The 19744-nt window shown below is 52.7% G+C and carries 16 protein-coding genes and 1 pseudogene; 14 read left to right on the forward strand and 3 right to left on the reverse strand.

The genetic code is table 11. The features are described 5' to 3' along the window. The 7 genes and pseudogenes from L691_RS33135 to L691_RS0123600 all read left to right on the forward strand — a co-directional run. A pseudogene (locus L691_RS33135) lies at positions 1-410 on the forward strand (Toprim sub domain-containing protein); the annotation flags it as partial. Beyond that, positions 395-1846, forward strand: a complete 1452-nt coding sequence (locus tag L691_RS0123575) for a hypothetical protein (protein WP_232229261.1) — start codon at positions 395-397, stop codon at positions 1844-1846. The pseudogene L691_RS33135 and the gene L691_RS0123575, both read left to right, overlap by 16 nt. Further along, on the forward strand, positions 1761-2441 hold the full coding sequence (locus tag L691_RS0123580; RefSeq protein ID WP_036737954.1) for a hypothetical protein: 681 nt from the start codon (positions 1761-1763) through the stop codon (positions 2439-2441). The genes L691_RS0123575 and L691_RS0123580 overlap by 86 nt, the downstream gene beginning before the upstream one ends. Beyond that, on the forward strand, positions 2438-5671 hold the full coding sequence (locus tag L691_RS0123585) for a coiled-coil domain-containing protein (RefSeq protein WP_025692738.1): 3234 nt from the start codon (positions 2438-2440) through the stop codon (positions 5669-5671). The genes L691_RS0123580 and L691_RS0123585 overlap by 4 nt, the downstream gene beginning before the upstream one ends. A gap of 151 nt (positions 5672-5822) precedes the next feature. Beyond that, positions 5823-6302 (forward strand): DUF6530 family protein, encoded by a 480-nt coding sequence (locus L691_RS0123590; RefSeq protein ID WP_025692739.1) that lies wholly within the window; start codon positions 5823-5825, stop codon positions 6300-6302. 1 nt (position 6303) lies between these two features. Further along, a complete protein-coding gene (locus L691_RS0123595; protein WP_025692740.1) occupies positions 6304-7512 on the forward strand; it encodes an MFS transporter in 1209 nt (402 codons plus the stop codon). Positions 7513-7545: 33 nt separating this feature from the next. Continuing rightward, positions 7546-7935 carry a GIY-YIG nuclease family protein gene (locus L691_RS0123600; RefSeq protein ID WP_025692741.1) on the forward strand — a complete coding sequence of 130 codons (390 nt, stop codon included), beginning with the start codon at positions 7546-7548 and terminating at the stop codon, positions 7933-7935. A 115-nt stretch (positions 7936-8050) separates the two neighbouring features. On the opposite strand, the gene L691_RS0123605 is transcribed toward L691_RS0123600, so the two are convergent. The 3 genes from L691_RS0123605 to rpoN form a co-directional block, all read right to left on the reverse strand. Then, positions 8051-8875, reverse strand: a complete 825-nt coding sequence (locus L691_RS0123605) for a carbonic anhydrase (protein ID WP_051459444.1) — start codon at positions 8873-8875, stop codon at positions 8051-8053. Between the two features lie 266 nt (positions 8876-9141). Then, positions 9142-10392, reverse strand: a complete 1251-nt coding sequence (locus L691_RS0123610) for an FprA family A-type flavoprotein (RefSeq protein WP_025692743.1) — start codon at positions 10390-10392, stop codon at positions 9142-9144. A 380-nt stretch (positions 10393-10772) separates the two neighbouring features. After that, positions 10773-12134, reverse strand: a complete 1362-nt coding sequence (rpoN, locus tag L691_RS0123615) for an RNA polymerase factor sigma-54 (protein ID WP_025692744.1) — start codon at positions 12132-12134, stop codon at positions 10773-10775. A 257-nt stretch (positions 12135-12391) separates the two neighbouring features. On the opposite strand from rpoN, the gene L691_RS0123620 reads away from it, so the two are divergent. The 7 genes from L691_RS0123620 to L691_RS0123650 all read left to right on the forward strand — a co-directional run bounded on the left by L691_RS0123620 (position 12392) and on the right by L691_RS0123650 (position 19710). Beyond that, positions 12392-15178 (forward strand): sigma-54-dependent transcriptional regulator, encoded by a 2787-nt coding sequence (locus L691_RS0123620; protein ID WP_025692745.1) that lies wholly within the window; start codon positions 12392-12394, stop codon positions 15176-15178. 197 nt (positions 15179-15375) lie between these two features. Continuing rightward, positions 15376-15795, forward strand: a complete 420-nt coding sequence (locus L691_RS0123625) for a PTS sugar transporter subunit IIA (protein ID WP_025692746.1) — start codon at positions 15376-15378, stop codon at positions 15793-15795. Then, entirely contained in the window at positions 15796-16278 is a 483-nt protein-coding gene (locus L691_RS0123630; RefSeq protein WP_025692747.1) for a mannose/fructose/sorbose PTS transporter subunit IIB, read from the forward strand. A 28-nt stretch (positions 16279-16306) separates the two neighbouring features. Then, the gene (locus tag L691_RS0123635; RefSeq protein WP_025692748.1) at positions 16307-17077 is read left to right on the forward strand and encodes a PTS mannose/fructose/sorbose transporter subunit IIC; all 771 of its coding nucleotides are present in this window, start codon (positions 16307-16309) and stop codon (positions 17075-17077) included. Between the two features lie 30 nt (positions 17078-17107). Continuing rightward, positions 17108-17932 carry a PTS mannose transporter subunit IID gene (manZ, locus tag L691_RS0123640; protein ID WP_025692749.1) on the forward strand — a complete coding sequence of 275 codons (825 nt, stop codon included), beginning with the start codon at positions 17108-17110 and terminating at the stop codon, positions 17930-17932. A 235-nt stretch (positions 17933-18167) separates the two neighbouring features. Next, the gene (locus tag L691_RS0123645; protein WP_025692750.1) at positions 18168-18803 is read left to right on the forward strand and encodes a serine/threonine-protein kinase; all 636 of its coding nucleotides are present in this window, start codon (positions 18168-18170) and stop codon (positions 18801-18803) included. Between the two features lie 133 nt (positions 18804-18936). Further along, the gene (locus L691_RS0123650; protein ID WP_025692751.1) at positions 18937-19710 is read left to right on the forward strand and encodes a TetR/AcrR family transcriptional regulator; all 774 of its coding nucleotides are present in this window, start codon (positions 18937-18939) and stop codon (positions 19708-19710) included. The last annotated feature ends 34 nt before the right edge of the window (positions 19711-19744 follow it).

Consider the following 19744-nt stretch of genomic DNA (forward strand, 5'->3'; position numbering starts at 1 on the left):
GGGCCGTGCTTACACGGATGAGCGCTGAACCGGACTTTCTGCTGAACTCGGGCAGTTTGATTATCGGGCTGGACGGACAGCTTAGAAGCGGACACCGCAAGCTGATCAAGGATGTATTAACCGGCTCGAAGTCGATTGGGCAGGTCATTGTATGGTGCGACGGGGACAAGTCCGGGCTGGACATCGCAAGAACCGTGCATGCCTTGCTGCATCCGGTATCTCCGGCGGTGGTGAAATGGATTTTGCCGGCTGACTGGGACCCTAAGGGCAACGATCCGCACTCATGTCTATTCCGTACATGGGAGGCTTATGAGGCAGCGGCGCTTGCCGGACTGGACCGGAATGAAGCGGATGAGCAGGAAGCGGAAATGGGGGATACGGACATTTGGAACACATGGATGGATCTTTGATTTCTATCTTTGGCGGCGGGGTACCTGAACATCTTCGCAAGGAATCGCTGCGCGATCTCGTCAAGCTTGCGGGGGTGCTGACGGAACTGCGGGAATACTTCGAAGAACCGCTGAAAGTGCTGGAGATTTTAAAAATGCTGAACCTCATCCAGCAGGAGGCGCTTGGGCTGGACGAGCCGCTGGAGGATGCGGACGCGCTCTTTTACCGGTTCAGGAACCGCTATGGATACGAGCCTGGAATCCCGATGGAGCGTCTCTTGAATGTGCTGCAAAAATATAACTGGATCATCCGCAGCAAGCGGAGACTTACGATGATGGATGTCGGCAAACGGATGATGGATATGCTGATTCGTCTGGCGAATGATTCGCTGGCTTACTATATGCAGGATGACGTAGCCCGCTCGCTGTTTCAGGCGAGAAGGGATGCGGATCTCAGCGAGGCCTACGACGACAAGGGGATTTCGGGGGGGAACCGGCTGGCCAGCATGATCCGCAATGTTACGGATGCCGTGGACAAGCTGAAAGAGCGGCAGCTTGAGCTGCTCGCCGACCGGAACGCCCTGCCGCAAATCCGGATTATTGTGGATCTGATGCAGGAGCTAAACGCGCGGATGAATGAGCGGCTGGATAAATTCACCACCTTTGAAGAAGGGGCCTCCTTTGCGCCCTTGCTCAAAAAAGGCACGGAAATCATGTTTGAAGGAACGCAGGTGTCTTTGGGAACACTGAATAAGTTTCTGGGCTTCGCCCACTTGCAGCAAACCGAGATCCGGTCCGAGATTTCTCCGCAAGCCATCCGCCAGTTTATTATCCGTTCCTTCTACAAAACCGCCGATTCCGAACTGCCGAACGCTCATGAGATTTTGAGCTTTCTGGAACAGGACCGCTCTCCCGGAGAGCGTCTTGACGGCATGTGGGTGCCCGTTCAGTTCGCTTCTCCCGTGTCCAATCTTCAATTGGCGGATACCGTAAGGTACCTGGAAAACTATGTGCCTTCCACAGGGCCGATCCGGGAGCGTCTGGAGCCGGAATATGCAGTAGCGGAAGAATGGACAGAAGAGGAGCTCGGTACTCATTTGGCGCAGATCGAATGGCAGTTGACCAAGGCTCGCATTCGGACGGACGAGGCAGAGCGGATTCTGCTGAAGCGGGATTGCGTTGGTCTGGAGCAGCTTGTGCTGGAGGCGGGCTCGGAGCGCTGGAGCGACGCCTTGAACGCGCTGCTGGCCGTCTCCGCTCTGGTGGGCGGGCAGCGGGCGGTGATTGAACGGGGAGAAGACCCCGCCCCGAAGATGCGGGCAGGAGACGCACAGACCGAATGGCATCTTGTGAACGAAGGAGGAGATCAGCATGTCGTTAGAAGAACCGGAGAGCTTGCACAGCAATCTGCCGCTGGGGGCGATGGAGCGGCTGTCCGCGGTGCTCAGTCCCGATGAGGAATATGCGTTTGTGCAGATTATGTTCTCGTCGTCGGCCGCAGTCCGCAGCGGCAGCTTCGGCCTGTCCCGGCGCGAGGTGATGAAGATTCTGAAGCTGGAGCCGGGGGATGAGCAGGGATTCGCTTCTTTTGTGAAAAGGGTGAATCAATCGGTAGCCCGCTACTATAGGCTTATCTATGATGAGCGCAGAGACCGGGCGGTTGTGCTGATTCATGTGCCCGCCAGACAGGCGAGAGAGCTGTTGTCCTCCGAGAGTCTGGCTCTGCTGATGTTTATATTTTACCATCAGGAAGTGCTGCAGAATGATTACACCCTGTTTACTCAATTACTGGAGGCGTTCGGGCATGAATCGCTGGATGTAAGGCGGAAAATCCTGGCGAATCTCGATACGCTCATCAAGCTGGGTGCCGTGTCCCGCTACGAGAATCCATCAGGTGAGGAAGCCTATGCCCTGACCGCGATCGGGGCGCGGCTGTTCTCGGATTCCTATCTGAAGCGGTTCGCGGAATTCAGTCATTCCCAGCAATTGAATATGGACGATGTGCTGAAGTTTTTTAAACGCTACAATCTGGAGGCAGGTGAGGGATATTGAACCCCTGGGCGCTGGAATTTAGCGGCATCCGCGATTTCCCGGATACGAGGCTGGAGTGGGGCGGTCCGGAAGACCATGTGTTGATCGGCGGACCGAACGGCTCGGGCAAATCAACGATTACGTTCTGCCTGGGCGCGGTGCTGGCTTCCGCCAAAGTAGATTTGGAGGGACTGCGTTCCCGCAATCTGCCGCCGGACCGTGTGTGGCGGGCGACGATTCAGCTTGTTTTTGCCAACATCGGAACAAGTCCCGTCGACGCGGCCGCGTACATCGGCTTCCGGCTGAATCTGGAGCAGAAACCCGGCGATCCCTTGCGGAAGGAATACTTTATTTGCGAGGGCAATGAGCCGTGGGAATGGAATAAAGAGACCCGCTATACGCCGGGAGACAGCACGAACCATCTTCATGAGTACCGGTATCAGCTCCAGCATAAATACAAAGTGAACCCGGATGCCTTTTACCTGATCTGGTATCAGCAGGATGTGAACCAGTTCGCTGTGATGCGGCCGGAGGAGCGTTTCCGTATTTTCAGCGAGATGACCGGTATAGAGCGGATGCAGCACAACTGGGAAAAGGTGAAGGAGGAACGCAAAGACGCGCAGTCGGCGCTCCAAACGGCGGAAAGCAACCAACATTCGCATAGGCTTAACCTGGGCAACTGGCAGCAGGAGCGGGACCGGCTGATCAGCCGGAACGAACGGCGCAGGCTCGGTCTGAAGAACGTGCTAACCGCTTCAGCCGCCCTTGAGCGGCTGTACGGCAGGGAGCAGGAACTTCTGAAGGAGCAGACGGATGAGCTTGAAGAGCGCCATACTGACGAACTGGATCGCCAGGTGAAGCTGGAGGAAGAGCATCAAGCTTACCTTAAGGAGCTGGAAGAAAGAACACGGCGAATGGAAGAGCTAAACCGGCAGCTTGAGGAAGTGGAAGGCGAAGCGTCGAAAGAGCGGGCCCTGCGCGGGCAATTGAATGACGAGTACCGTCAGCTTGAAGATATTCTCCGGGAGCTGGATAAACAGATGCGGGCGATTCCCTACTCCAGAGCCGAGGTGGAAGAACGGCTTGCGCAGGACCGGGCAAAGATGCGGGAGACCGAAGCCAAAGGCCGGGAAACGGAGGAGGCATACAAGGAGGCGCAGACGCATCTGGATTGGCTAGCGGCTGAAATCGGCAAGCTGGAGTATGCCCTGGAGGAAGACTTCCGGAGGCTCGGCGATGCCAAGAAAATGCTGGCCCAATACGGGGGAAGCGCCGCTCTCGAACGGGAAGCGGAAAGTCTGGAAAGCAAGCGTTCTTCCCTGCGTGACAGCGGGCGCGAGCTGGAGCTGAGCATCCGGTCGCTTGAGGACGAGCTGGAGGCGTTGACCAAGGGAACGGGGATGTACAGCTTGAGGCAGGAAGCGTCTATCCGCCGTCTGCGCGGCAAAGGTGTGACGGTTTATGCTCTTCGCGATCTGCTGGAGATGGATGAGCATATTCCGCTGGAGCGGGAGGATCAGCTCGAAGCTGTTAAATATACGCTGTTCGTGGATGCAAGGGGTTTTGCGGCTCCGACGGATGTCTACCATGTGGAGCTGCCTTCCGTGGTACCGGAACGAACGGCGGACGAGCTGGCTCTACTCGGACTTCGGGTGAAAAAGGATCTCGACGACCTGACCTACGCCGCGGCCCAGAAAGCGTTGTGGTGGGTCGGGGAGCTGGTATCCGGCTCTGATTCTTCCAGGCCCCGGCTGAAGAATGGCCAGCTTGTCGATTCCCTTGGCCGGAGAGGCCCGCAGGAGGACAAGCGGTGGATTCTTAACCCGCGCGGCATTAAGCTGCGGGTGAAGCGCGCCGGCGAAGAGTTGGAGAAGCTGGAGCTTCAGCATGAAGCCGTCCGCCGCGATCTGGCGGTATGCGAGGAGCGGCTGAATCTTATCCGTTCGGTGCTGCAGCTTATTAAAGAGGCGGAGACGGTTGTGGGCGCCGTCGCCGAGCGGGATTTGCGCGGGCGCGAGCTGGACCGGAAGACCGCCGAGCAGAGGAAATGGATGGACATCCGGAACCGTTCTGCCGAAGAGCGGCAGAGATTGAATCTGGCGTCGGCCGAGCTTGCGTTCCGGCTTGAGGCTCTGGAAGGCTACCGGCAAATCTACGACCGCGCCGATCAGGAAAGCTCGAAGATCGAGCGGTTCGGGCAGCTTGGCAAGCAGCTGGAAGCCTCCGGAGAACGGCTGCAAGGACTGGAGAGAGAGCTTCAGGATCTGCTTGCGGAAAGCGACCGGCTGGACCGTTCGTTGGAATCGACGAAGAGGCGGATCAGGGAGAAGCACCAGTACATTGAAGAGTCGAAAAAAGCGCTGGAGGCGCTGGACCGTGAGAAGCGGGAGCTGCTGGACCGCCTGGAAGTCATTCAGGAGAACCGCGCTGCGGAGCGGCAGTTCTTCAGTGATTGGACCGATCGCCTGCGAGTGGTATACGCCGGGCTTCTTGAGGAGTCCCCGGATTTTCCCGCCGTGCCGGACTGGAATCAGGCGCAGGCCAAGTCGCATAAGGAAGATGCTCTGGTTCAGCTTAATCTGGCGCTGGGCGAAACCGTCGACGAGAACGCACTCGAAAATTACGAGAAGGTAAAGGCGGAGTTTGAACGGGGCGAGCAGGAGGTGCAGGACGCACGCATGCTGCTTCGCCAGCTTGAGGAAAGCCTGGCCGAGCTGGAGGAGAAGCTGGTCAGCACGACCAATTATGAAATCAAGCGGGTGGGCAGCCGGTTTGTTCACTATATGGACCAGTTCTCGTTCGACGGCGAAGTGAGCTGGGACATGCAGGAGATGAAGCAGGGGAATATCAAGTATTACCTGAACATCAAGGCCAGAAAGCAGGGTCACCGCGGCCCGCTGGAGGAAGTCGGCATGAAGGGCCGGGGCGGACGGGTCGGCAAGGGTGTGTCGGGCGGCGAGGAATCGCTCAGCTCGCTTCTATTCGCGCTCGCGCTGCTGAAGACGATTCAGGCAGAGCCGGGGTACATCGTGCTGGACGAGTTCGACAGCGCCCTGGATGAAGGCAGAAAATCCAAAGTATTCACCCTGTACGAGCAGGAACTGTCCCGAAAAATGATTATCCTGTCTCCGAAATCCCATGAATCGGACTATTTGCGGCATTTTAACGAAGCGTTTGTTGTTTATCATGATGCGAGAATCCCGAAAAGTGCGGTAATCCGAATTAAGAGAAAAGCTGATAGTAAGGTTTAAAAAGACTTGAATTTAACGCTTGGGATGCGGAAACCCAGGCGTTTTTTGTTGACTTCGGATACAGGTTGGGCTATCATAACCCTTGTTACTAAATTAGTAATTTAGTAAATTAGTAAATGTGAAAACCATTAAAGGACAGGTGAACAAAGAAATGAAAATTCCAACAACGCTAAAGCATAAACCGGTTATCGTATCCGAGAATTACGAAAATGTGGATGGCAGATATGCGAATCAATCGGACACGAAGGGATTGTCGCTCGGATTGGCTCAGTGGAACGACCGGGGGAAGGTGGATATTTCCGCCAAGGTGTGGCGGCATACGGGAGAGAAGTGGTCCAGACAATCGGAGGAGCTGCCGCTCCACCGGGTGCTTGACCTTGCCATTCTGGTGACCAGAAGCATGGTCCATTTCCGGGAGGCTTACCAGTATCAGAATCTGTATGATCCCGAGAATCCGGTGATTGACCGCGTAGGTCTGCAAGGGGATGCGATGACCGTATCCGTATGCACGGATAACGACAGAATCAATGAAGACATCAAGCTGTTCAGCCAGGCGCTCAGCGATGACAGCGAACTGATTGGCGAGCGTCTAAGTACGCTGTCCCGGATTTTGAAGGAAATGGGGTATTGAAGTGTTTAGCAATCGTTATGTGCGTACGCTTGTTTTATCGCAGGTAACTTTACAGCTTGGTATTTGGATAAGGAATTTTGCCGTGCTTCTGTTTGTAACCGAGATGACCGGGAATGACCCTTTTTATGTGTCGCTTATTTCGGTCATGGAGTACGGTCCGATCTTTCTGTTCGCCATTATTGGCGGAACCTTTGCAGACCGGTGGCAGCCCAAACGGACCATGGTTTGGAGCGACTTGTTATCTGCCATATCCGTAGCCGTTGTACTGGCAGCCACTTTACGCGGGCAATGGGCGGCGCTGCTGCTCGGCATGCTGGTGTCCGCCAGCCTGTCCCAGTTCTCTCAGCCTTCCGCGATGAAACTGTACAAGAAGCATGTGCCGGATGAGCTTTTACAGAAGGTTATGGCCATGTCCCAATCACTGATTGCCATCTTTATGATAGCGGGTCCGATTATCGGCACTTTTATCTATGCGCGCTTAGGGATCGGAGCATCCCTGCTGATAACAATGGTCTGCTTTTTCGGGTCGGCCTTGATTCTCTCTCTGCTCCCGCGTGACGCAAAAGAAATGAAATCCGCAGAAACCGGCAGCTTTTTAGAGGATGTGGCTGAGGGCATTCGTTACTTGTGGAGGAACCGTGTTCTGCGAACGCTTGGTTTTACCTTTGCGGTTACCGGGCTGGCGGCGGGAATGATACAGCCGATGTTAATTTTCGTTGCAATCGAAAAATTGGGGCAGGACAAATCCTTTTTGCAGTGGCTCCTAATGGCCAATGGTGCGGCGATGCTTGTAGGCGGGGCCGTCATTATGGGGATAGCCAAAAAAGTGAAACCGCAAATTCTGCTCACGGTCGGACTGCTTGTCAGCGCGGCCTGCAATTTCGGTGTCGGCTCGTCTACATTCATCCCGGCCACTCTCGGACTGCAAATCATCGGTGGTTTCGTTTACCCCTGCATACAGGTCGGCATCCAGACGCTGATCTTGAAGAACACGGAATCGTCGCTTCTTGGGCGTGTCGGCGGAGCCATAACCCCAATCTTTATGGGGATGATGCTCATCGGCATGATGTTATCCGGATATGTAAAAGATACGCTCTCTCTCTTTACAGTATATGCCGCGAGCGGCGGCCTCTTAATCATCGGCGCACTGCTGCTTGCTCCCCTACTAAAGAAGGAGAAAGTCAAAGCTGAAATCGGAATTACCCATTAAAACACCCGATTCAAGAACAAGGGAGGAAATACAATGTCTCTGGATAAGCAAAAGAAGAAAGAGCTTGCCTCGGCATACGCGCAGTCATTTCGGCCGATGGGCGTTTACCAGATTCGAAATGTGAAGAACGGTAAAATCTTGGTGCTCGGCAGCATGGATCTGCCCGGGGCCAGAAACCGTTTCGCTTTTTTTCAGCAGACGAACATGAACTCGATCAATGAATTGAAACAGGACTGGAAGGAACACGGCGGCGACAGCTTCGTATTTGAAGAATTGGATCAAATTAAGCCGCGTGAGGAAAACCTGAATGATATTTCGGAACTAAAAGAGTATCAGGAAGAAGTGGATGCGCTGCTTGAGCTGTGGATTGAGAAGTTGCAGCCCTTCGGGGACAAGGGGTACAATAAGCCGAAGCGGAAATAATCCAGCGGGCTGCCGAAACGCACCGGCCTAATGACAGATTACGCGCACCACAAAAGGGCTGCACCAGGTCATCTTCATGACTTGCGGGCAGCCTTTAGCAGTTACGGACAGGAATTTACCCTTCCGTCTCCAGAGTCCGGCCGTCAAGCGGCTGTACCGGACGGTTATCATGCGGGAAAATGCTCCGGAAAGCGCCAATTTGCGTCTCGGACCATTCCACCGGCTGTTGAAGCACGATCCACTGCACCCCTTCGGTGCATGGCGGCGTCGTTAGCGATCCGTGATAGCGGTAAGAGTGAAGATCTCCCGGCAGGAGAGCCTTAAGATCGAACTTTCCGTCAATCGCTACTGCCTCTTCACTCTCTTTCTGGGGAAGCCGGGACCACAGCTTGTTCAGTTCCGCGTTCTCCGCACCGCCGTTAATCAGGACCCCGAGCACCGCAGTATCCCCATCCGCAGTCTTATGAACGAAGTGAAGTTCCATCTCGTCATGCTTGCCGCCCACTTCATGCTCGCTTGGCAAATGAAAGTGGAACTGCTTCAGCGTATAGGTCTTTCCCTCCAGAACAATGTGGTTGTTCTCCCCCGACACATTTACCTGTATCGTATGGCCGTTGTTGACGAGAGACACTTCCGAAGGCGAATAATCGACTTCCACCGGCGAGAGGTTGGTATCCTTCTTCACATCGGCACCCTCAATATCGATGGGCGATTGTTCCTTTCCCACCTTACAGGTCCCGAAATCTTCTTCAAGCTCGCCCCAATGTTCAGGGGATGTCTCTCCCTCATACGACCAGTGAACCTTAGCGGCCTGGGCCGCTTGCGTAGGCGGATGGCTCTCCGTGTTCTGTAAGACTTGTTCCTTCTCCGCGCAGCTTGCCAGCAGACCCGCCATCAGTCCGCAGAGCAGAAGCCGGGAATACGGTTTCATTAATTTCATTTTCTTTTACCCCCCAAATTATGTATTTATTTAAAATCCATATTATTTTACGCGGTGGAAAAATCAGGAACAAGGGCATGCGGTCCCATTTCGAGCAGTAGTCGACTCCGGTAGCGGATGAGGCCATAGATTGCGGTTTATTTTAAGTCCCATAAGATAGAAAAGCCTTTCATATTTATGCACAAAAAAGCTGCCTCAAGTCCTTGTACTGACTTTATAGGCAGCTTCCTTATGATGGGATAGATAAGCTGATAGCTTGCTTTCTGTTAGTTTCCGGCTGTTCCCGCGCCTGCCGCGACCGCTTCTTCCGTATCGGCATTCAGGGAGTCATAGATGGCGTCCACCAGCAGGTCCAGTTCCGGCAGCTGCTCCGGCTTTAAGGCGGAGTTGATTTCAAAAGGCTCGCCGACGAACTCGATTTTTTTCATGCTCTCTAAGATTTCGGTCATTTCCCTTACGGCGGCGTTGGCCCATGTATAGTTGCCCACAAGGGAAACTTTGCGGTTCTGCAGGTTCAGGGACGCCATTTCATGCAGCAGAGCTTGCATGCCGTGATACAGACCCAGATTATAGGTAGGCGAGCCGAAGACCAGATGGCTGAATTTCCAGGCGTCCGAGATGATGTAGGAAGGATGGGTCTTGGACACATCGTACATGCGGATATCCTGAACCCCTTTGGCCGAAAGCTTGGATGCGATCAGATTCATGGCGTTCTCCGTATTGCCGTACATGGACGCATAGACCAGCACCACGCCGGTCTTCTCCGGCTTGTAGGTGCTCCACTTCTGATATCTGTCCAGAATGTACGATAGGTTCTCGCGCCACACCGGACCATGCAGCGGACAGATCATTTCGATTTCCTGCTTGGCTAATTTTTTCAGCACCGTCTGCACTTGAGGCCCGTATTTGCCTACAATGTTGGAGTAATAGCGGCGGGACTCCTCCAGGTACACTCGGTCAAAATCCGTCTGGTCGGAGAAGATATTCCCCGAAAGCGAACCGAAGCAGCCGAAGGCGTCGGCGGAGAACAAGATTTTCTTCGACACTTCATAGGTGAACATAACCTCAGGCCAATGGACGAATGGAGCCATCATAAAGCGCAGCGTATGCTCTCCGAGCGGCAGCTCTTCGCCTTCCTTGACGATAAGGTAATTATCCGGCTTGCTGAAGGTGTAGAACTGCTCCATGAACTGGAACGTCTTTTTGTTGCCGACGATTTTCATTTCCGGATAACGGCGCAGCAGCTCCTCGATATTGGCGCAATGGTCGGGCTCCATATGTCCTACAACCAGATAATCCAGCGTCCGGCCATCCAGCACATGCTCGATATTCTCCAGAAATTGTGCGCTGATCGCGGAATCGACCGTGTCCATAAGTGCGGTCTTTTCGTCCATGATTAAATAGGAATTATAGGCGACTCCCTGAGGCAGCGGGAACATATTCTCGAAACGTTCCAGTCTTTTGTCGGTGCCACCCACCCAGTAGATCGCGGGCGCGATTTCTTGAACATTGTACATTGGTATTCCCTCCACATGCTTAAAAATTTTTCTATTACTATAACAACAAATACTGACAAAATAATTGATATATATCATGTTGACGGAAAAATCAGGATTTATTTAAGAACATTAGTGTCAGATAAGATTACATGTAACAGAGGGATGAAGTGAATTAACGGGTAAAAAAGAGAGGAAGGAACAGAAAATCAGGCGGATGGCTGCGGAAAAACCGGGTTGGAACTGGAAACCGCGCAAATTTAAACTAAATATTACAATATGGAAAACTTTCGGCGCCGGGCAGCTAAAAATGGATGGAAACGCAAAAAGAACCCTGACCAGGGCTGTATTCCAAGTAAAGCTCAGCTCTGGCAGGGTTTTTTATGATATTGAAAAAAGAGCTAAAAACGCTTGCGCTTGGCGGATGACAGGATGCGCATTTCCTCCCGGTACTTGGCCACGGTCCGGCGGGACAGCTCAAGCCCTTCCTGCGTCAGCAGCTCCGTAATCGCCTGGTCGGACAGCGGCTTCCTTTTGTCCTCTCCGTCGATCATTGCCTTAATACGCAGTTTCACACTTTCCGAGGATGCGGCGTCCCCGTCCGCCGATGCGAGGGAGGAGGTGAAAAAGTATTTCAGCTCGAACAATCCCCGGGGGGTCTGCATGTATTTATTGCCGACGGCCCGGCTGATTGTGGATTCATGGAGGCCCGTTTGCTCCGCAATCTCTTTCTGAGACAGCGGCTTCAGTCCTTGAATGCCATGCTCGAAGAAATCCCGCTGCATTTCCACGATGGCCCGCGACACGCGCAGCAGTGTTATGCGGCGCTGCTCCAGGCTTTTGATCAGCCAGGAAGCCGCAGCCATCCGGTCGTTAATATACTGACAGGCTTCGTCCCGGTTCCGCTGTTCTCTCAGCAGCCGGTTATAGTATGCATTGATGGAGACGCGCGGCGCGCCGCTCTCATTGACGGATACCGTGTACTCTCCGCCGGTTTTTTCCACGGTAATATCGGCAATAACTGTCTGTCGCTCCTGGCCGGCAAACGGCGCGCCCGGACGCGGATTCAGTCTGCGGATGGAATCGGCTATCTCCTGCACCTCCAGAATGCCCGTTCCGAGCGAATCCGCGATCTTTTGCAGCCGGTTAGCCGCCAGGTCTTCCAGATGCCGCTCCACCACCCGGACGACAGGGCCATCCCCGGTTCCGTCTCTCCGAAGCTGGAGAAGGAGACACTCCTCCAGACTGCGGGCCGCAATTCCCGCCGGATCGAAGCGCTGAATCAGCGCCAGCATCTTTTCCGCCTCATCTGCGGAAGCTCCTGATAAGCGGACATCCGATTTCATGTCCAGCTCCAAGTAGCCTTTTTCATCCAGATTGCCGATCAGATACAACGCCGTTCTGTATTCACTTTCGGTGAGTCTGCGAATTAGCCCCAGCTGCTTTTTCAAATGCTCATAGAGCGTATCGGCCGGATTGGCCATCACAGCCAGCAGATCGAAAGTCTGTGTGCTTGAGGAATGCGCGTATCCATCTCCGCTGCGGCTGCCGTCATAATCTTTCCGAGCTGCCGACGGTTCGGCGCCGATACCTGCGGTTAAATCGGTTTCTTGCAGATCGATCACCGGATTATCGTTGGCCTGCTCGCGCAGATAGGATAGCAGCTCGGCCGACGAGTACTGCAGCATTTGAATAGCCTGCCGAAGTTCAGGTGTCATGGCCAGTTTTAGCGCCTGCTCTTGTTTGAGTCCGAATTGTATCATGTAAGTGCCTTCAACCCCTTCTGGAAAAGAAACCGCAACAGTTTAGAGGAAGCTCAGCCTTCTCCTGCCGGCTATCCATAACTTTATATCTCCATTTTTGTGAATTTAGAACCGTGAGCACAGTACATTTATCACAGTTCTCCTGAAAACTTTTGTGGTCTGCAAAAAAGATTTGTAATAGAGATTACTCCTTGGCTCCTATATACTTGAAACGAACGGAAGCGCTTTAGTTAGGAACGTAGTCCGGAGGTGCAAAGGTGAGAAGAATAGATAAGATTTTGGAGTATATTGCCGAAAAAACGAAGGGATTTCCGGAGGAGGCTTTGCTTCAATGCGAAGGAATTACGGCTGCGGAAATTGCGGCGAACCAGAACATGCTCAGAAACAATGTCAGTAAGGAATTGAATGAGCTCTTCCGCGCCGACCGGATTATTAAAATCAAGGGAAGACCGGTCAAATTTCTCCATAAGCAGACCATTGAGGAGATGTTTCGCGTTCACCTGAAAGAGAAGCAAATTGAAGTGAACAGCCTTGGGGAAATACTGCAGACCGGGGAGCGGGAGGACCCTTTTTATTCTCTGATCGGTTTCAAAGGCAGCATGCGCAATCAGGTGGAGCAGGGCAAAGCGGCTATTCTGTACCCGCCAAGGGGACTGCATACGCTCATTGTTGGCCAGACGGGCGTTGGGAAGACGATGTTTGCCAAACTGATGTACAACTACGGCAAGCACATGAAGCGGTTTACCGGGCAGGCGCCATTTATCGTATTCAACTGCGCCGATTATTATAATAATCCCCAGCTGCTGCTGTCACATATTTTCGGTCATGTAAAAGGAGCTTTTACCGGAGCGGATCAGGAGAAGCAGGGGCTTGTGGAAAAAGCCGACGGCGGAATCCTGTTTCTGGATGAGATTCACCGTTTGCCGCCGGAAGGCCAGGAAATGATTTTCTATTTCATGGATACCCATACGTACAATAAATTGGGTGAATCGGAGCGCAAACGGAGCGCGAATGTGCTGCTTGTCGCAGCAACGACGGAAGATCCGGGATCGTCCATGCTGAAGACCTTTATCAGACGCATCCCGATTACCATCAACATCCCTCCTTTTCAGGAACGGATGCCCTCGGAGCAACTGCAAATCCTGAAGCATCTGCTGGAGAGCGAGGCCCTTCGCGTCAACAAGCCGATCCGGGTTGATCAGGAAGTTGCCAAAGCGCTGATCGGAAGCGTGACCTATGGCAACATCGGGCAGCTCAAATCGAATATCCAGCTCGTCTGCGCCAAGGGCTTTCTGGACAGCATACGCGAAAATAAGGACGAAATCGGATTGGATTTCAAAGTGCTGCCGAGCAACATCAGGGAGGGGCTGTTTAACATTGGCAAAAGCCGCAGGGAAAGCGAAGAACTGGGGTCCATCTCCTCCCAGCTGTACATTACTCCTGAAGGAAGCCATGCCACGGAAGAAGATGTGCTTGAGCCGCCGTTTAACCTCTACAAGCTGATTGAAGACAAAATTAGCCTGCTGAAGGATGAGGGCCTCGACGACAGCTACATTAATAAATTTATCACTACAGACGTTAACATCCATATTAAAAGCTTTTATAACCGTTTTTATAATCAGAAAGGCAGCAGGGAACGGATTCTCAAAATTGTCGACAAGGAAATTCTCGAATTTGCCGATCAGGTCAAAATGCTGGTTGAGCAGGAGCTGAACCGCAGGTACAGCGACCGGTTCGTCTATGCCTTCAGTCTGCATCTGAGCGCTTTCCTCAAGCGGATCCGGGAGAAGAAGTACGGAGGCAAGCCCGTCTATGATCCCATTGACCAGGATGATGAAGAATACAAAATGGCGCTGACCATCAAGGACATGATTGAATCCGGCTTCGGGATAAGCGTGCCGGAGGCTGAAATTACGTATGTAGCGATTCTGCTCAAATCGGTGGAGGAAGAGCGGAAGGGCAATGTGGGAATTATTATAGCAGCGCACGGTAACAGTACGGCAACCAGTATTGCCGGCGTTGTCGACAGCCTGCTCGGAAGCTCCAACATTTGCGCGGTGGACATGCCGCTCGATGTCAGCCCAAGAGAGATTCTGGAGATTATTGTCGACAAGGTACAGAGTATTGACAACGGCAGAGGCGTGCTGCTGCTGGTTGACATGGGCTCCCTGCTCAATTTCGAAAGGACGATTGTGGAACGGCTCGGGATCAAGGTGAAGACCATTGATATGGTGTCCACGCCGCTTGCACTTGAGGCCGTCCGGAAGGCCAATCTTCTTGATATGGAGCTTGAGGAGATTTACCGTTCGCTTAAAGATTTCAGAGGCTACAACAATCTGGAAGCAGCGGAAGGCGCGATTTTGGACAATAAGGTCATCATTACGGTCTGTTCATCCGGCAAAGGCGCCGCGATCAAGGTTAAGGAATTTGTCGAGAAGATTGTTTACGACCTTACGCAGAGAAAAATAACGGTTATCCCGGCAAAGATCAGGGAATTGGATAAAGTGGTCAAAGAGCAGCAGGCCAAACAGAGTGTTCTGGCCGTGATTGGAGTAAAGCGGCCGGGCGACCGCAATGTTCCGTTCATTCCCCTTGAGCAGCTGATCGACGCAAGCGGCGAGGAGCTGCTGAGAGAGCTGCTGCTGAACCATGAGCTGCCCGTAGTACAGGAGAGCCAGAGTGTCGTTATCAAGGATCTGTGCGAAGACAGCCTAAAGGAATTCCTGACCTATCTGAATCCCCACAAAATACTGGGCTCCCTGATGAGCTTCGTTCAGGAGCTTGAACGCGGACTAAATACGGATTTCGAATATGCGATGAAGGTCCAGATTGCGATCCATACGGCTCACGCGCTGGAGCGGATGGTCATTCGCGACGGGCTGGTGTACCGGGGCGAGTCGGAGCTGCTCGATCCTCATATTATGAATGCGGTGAATCAGGCATGCGAGATATTTTCTTCCGGTATTAACCTGTCTCTTTCGGACGATGAAAAATATTATATTTGCGAAATGCTGAGCGATGTATATAAAACAGCCCTTCTATAACGACGAAGTGTATGAAGCGTTTACATTTGTGTATGAAGAACGCATGTCCTAAATGAGTTTACGTTTTTTTTCAGACTGAAATCCCTGGCCATGCCGGGGATTTTTATGTTTTGCCTAAAGATTTTCTCTTCATACAGAAGTTTGGCACGGGTCTTGCATATCTAATATAGGCGTAAGGAATTTAGGGGGTGAGACAAATGATAGGAGTTATTGTAGGAACTCATGGAAAATTTTCCGAGGAACTGTTGAGGTCGACATCTATGGTCTTCGGCGAGCTGGAGAATGTAGCCGGTGTGACGTTTGAACCTGGTGAAAGCGCTAACGGGCTTGTTGATAAGTTCAAGGCGGCGCTGGATACAATTGATTGGAGCGACGGTGTTATTTTTCTTGTTGATCTGTTCGGAGGCAGTCCCTACAACGCAGCCAGCCGGATTGCCGCAGGCTATGAGAACATGGACATTGTATCCGGAGTTAATCTGCCCATGATCGTTGACGTTATGGTGAACAGATCGACGGAACAATTAGGAGATTTGGCCGATCTGGCGATCCGCGCCGGGCAGGATTCAATGAAATCGTTCCGCAGCATAAAAAACAGCCAAACAGAGGAGGAATTGTAAATGGAAATTTCATTTGTTCGTATCGATGACCGTTTGATTCACGGCCAGGTGGCGACCGTATGGGTGAAGGAAACAAAATGCAACAAGATTATCGCGGTCAGCGATGAAGTGGCAGCGGATACATTGCGGAAGACACTGCTCCTTCAAGTGTCTCCCCCGGGAATAAAAGCCTACGTTGTGACCATCGACAAAGCGATCGAGGCCTATAACAATCCGAAATATGCGGATTTCAAGACCTTATTTCTTTTTACGAATCCGACAGATGTGCTTCGTGTAGTGGAAGGCGGGGTACCGTTCAAATCGGTGAATGTCGGCGGAATGTGCTACAAGGAAGGCAAGACACAGATTACGGGAGCGGTATCCGTCGACAAGCAAGACGTCGATGCTTTCCGCAAGCTTCATGAAAAGGGAATCGAATTGGAGATCAGAAAAGTCGCCAGCGATCCAAAGGTGAATCTGATATCCAAGATTCAGGATTTATAGCCAAAGGAAATAAGAGAGGGGTTATGACATGAGTACTTTTGAAATCGTAATGGTAGCGCTGGTTGCGGCCATATGCGGCATGGGCAGCGTACTCGACGAAGGACAGACCCACCGGCCTCTGATTGCATGTACGCTGATCGGCCTGGTTCTGGGCGATGTTAAGACAGGGATCATTCTTGGCGGGACTTTGGAGCTGATGGCTCTGGGCTGGATGAACGTCGGCGCTTCAATGGCTCCCGACGCCGCGCTCGCAAGTGTGGTATCGACCATCCTTGTTATCGTAGGGCATCAATCGATAGGCGCCGGGATTGCCGTTGCCATCCCGATTGCGGCCGCCGGTCAGGTACTTACGATTTTTGTCCGGACGATCACCGTATTCTTTCAGCATTTGGCGGATAAGTATGCGGAGTCCTCGAATTTCAAGGGAATTGAGCTGTGTCACTTTATAGCGCTGCTGCTTCAGGGTCTGCGCGTCGCACTGCCTGCTGTTCTGGTAGCGGTTGCAGCTGAAACGGGACTGGTGACGAGCCTGCTGAATTCAATCCCGGAAGTCGTGACGAGAGGCTTGCAGATTGCGGGCGGATTCATCGTCGTCGTCGGTTACGCCATGGTTATTAACATGATGTCCGCCAAATACCTGATGCCGTTCTTCTTCCTTGGCTTCGTCGTTGCCGCCTTTACGGGCATCAACCTGGTTGGCTTCGGTATTGTCGGCGCGGTTCTGGCCATTCTGTACATCCAATTGAATCCGAAATATAGCGCCCAGAACGCGGCGGTAGAAGAAATTGATGAGCTCTAGCAAGCTTCTGAGGAAAGAGGGGATTATGCAATGGAAGAGAAGAAATTAACCAAAAAAGATCTAAACAGCATGTTCGTTCGCTCTTGGTTTCTGCTTGGATCGTTCAACTTTGAACGGATGCAGTCCATCGGCTTCTGCGTCTCGCTGATTCCGGCAATCAAACGGCTGTACAGCAAGAAAGAGGATCAAAAGGAAGCCTTGAAGAGACATCTGGAGTTCTTCAATACTCAGCCGTTTATCTCGGCCCCGATTATGGGGGTAACGGCCGCGATGGAAGAGCAGAAGGCCAACGGCCAGCCCATTGACGACGCTACGATCAGCGGGGTGAAAGTCGGCTTGATGGGTCCGCTTGCCGGTGTGGGCGACCCGATTTACTGGGGAACCCTGCGGCCGGTTCTGGCGGCGCTCGGCGCATCCATTGCTTTGACCGGCAGCATCGTCGGGCCGCTGCTGTTCTTCATTCTCTTTAACGTATGCCGGCTGGCGACCAAGTGGTACGGCTTGAAGTACGGCTATGAAAAAGGAACGGAGATCGTGTCCGACATGTCGGGCAACCGGCTGCGCAAGCTTACCGAATCGGCTTCCATACTCGGACTCTTCGTCATGGGGGCGCTGGTTTCCAAGTGGACCAGTCTCAACGTGCCGCTGGTTGTTTCCAAATATACGGGCGCGGACGGTAAAGAAGTCATCACTACGGTTCAAATGATTCTGGACCAGCTGATGCCGGGACTGCTTCCTCTTCTTCTGACCTTCCTGTGCATGAAGCTGCTGAAAAAGAAAGTGAACGCCATTGCGCTTATCTTTGCTTTATTTGCAGTAGGCATTATCGGATACTGGCTTGGCGTATTGGCATAACGCGAGTATACTAGCCGCCGGATTCCATGTGGAACCGTCCATAAGCAGGCCGTTCAAGGATATAACCTTGGGCGGCCTGTTTCTTTTTTTAAAGCGGCAGAACTCCGCTAAGGCATAATTTAGCCGCATTAGGATGTGTTTTTTCACGAAATGCCTTAAACTGAAGTCATAAATACAATACTTGTCAGAGTAATTACCGGAATGAAAGCTGCCTAAGGAGCCGCAGGGAGGAAGTATGGAGAAGCTGCTGAAAATGATCACGGAGGAGCTGCTGAAGCATTTGGTCTTGGAGAGCGTTCATCCGGAGGACCCGATCGAGGTTCGGAATGTCCCTGAGCCATGGGTGCTGCTGGGATCGGGAAATTATGCGGCAGTGCTCTGTCATCCCGATTACGATAAATATGCGGTGAAGATTTATGCGCCCGGAAGACCCGGCCTCGCGGAAGAAGTAGAGGTTTACCGGCGTCTTGGCACTCATCCCGCCTATGCGGAGCTGTATCATGCCGGCCCTGATTTTCTGGTGCTAAAGCGGCTTCGGGGAGTTACGTTCTACGACTGCATGAAGCGGGGCATTCCCATCACCGATCAGGCCATCCGCGATATTGATGAGGCCTTGAAATATGCGACTTCACGGGGGCTTCATCCCCACGATGTTCACGCCAAAAATGTAATGACCCAGGATGGACGCGGCCTGATTGTGGACGTCTCGGATTTTCTGAAGCAGGAAGACTGCACGATGTGGGACGACTTTAAGAAAGCTTATACCCGCTTGTACAGGCCGATAGCTTCCCTTTGGCTGTTTCCGGTGCCCCGTCCTGTCCTGGAAATGGTGAGGAAAGGTTACCGGCTGTGGAGGCGCAGACAGAGCTGAAGGACCGTAGGGAAGACTGATTTTTTGGATAATAGGAGCAGCCGGGTAATGCCGGGCCGTTTAATAGACGCACTTTTTTGTGATATACTGTTTATATAGTAAACTGTTTATGATCGTAGGAGGCTTATGAAGCATGACTGATAAAATCAATGAACGAGCGGGCAGCCTGCCCGTTGGAGCGGCGCTGAGCTGGGGACTGGTGGAACCGCCCAAACGCGGACCCAAGCGGGAGCTGAGCATTGCTCTCATTGTCGAAACCGCGATATCCATTGCGGATAAAGAGGGACTGTCAGGTGTTTCCATGAATCGGGTGGCCTCCGAGCTCGGATTTACCGCAATGTCTCTGTACCGTTATATTCCTAGTAAAAGGGATCTTCTGCTGCTCATGCAGGATGCGGTCTGCGGCATTCCCATTCCTCCCGAGAACAAAACGGGTGACTGGCGCGATAGCATGCGGGAATATGTAAGGGCCACGATTCAAGTATTCCGCGACCATCCTTGGTTCGGGGACCTACCGGTCAGCGGGCTTCCCTTGATGCCGAATAATCTTCGGGTAGTCGATTGGGCCCTGCGGCCGATGCGGGATTTTCCGCTGAATGATTATGAAAAGATGTCCATCGTTCTGCTGCTCAGCAGCTATGCCCGCTCCAGCGGGCTTATCCAGCGTGATATGGACCGGGCCATACAGGCGGGCGCCCGGCCCGATGAATTCAATGGACTGGATTACACCGAGGCACTTAAAGGTCTGATCCGAGAGGACAAGTTCCCGGATTTGCATCCGGTGATCATGTCCGGCGCTTATACCGGCGAGAATGAAGAGGAGAACACTGTGGGCAACGACTTCGAATTCGGTTTGGAGCGTATACTTGACGGCATTGCCTGTTACCTGGATTCAAGAAAGAAGTAATTTAATCGACTGAGGCATAAAAGCACAGCGGCTC

Source organism: Paenibacillus zanthoxyli JH29 (genome assembly GCF_000520715.1).
In the GTDB taxonomy this organism is placed as follows: Bacteria; Bacillota; Bacilli; order Paenibacillales; family Paenibacillaceae; genus Paenibacillus_AQ; species Paenibacillus_AQ zanthoxyli.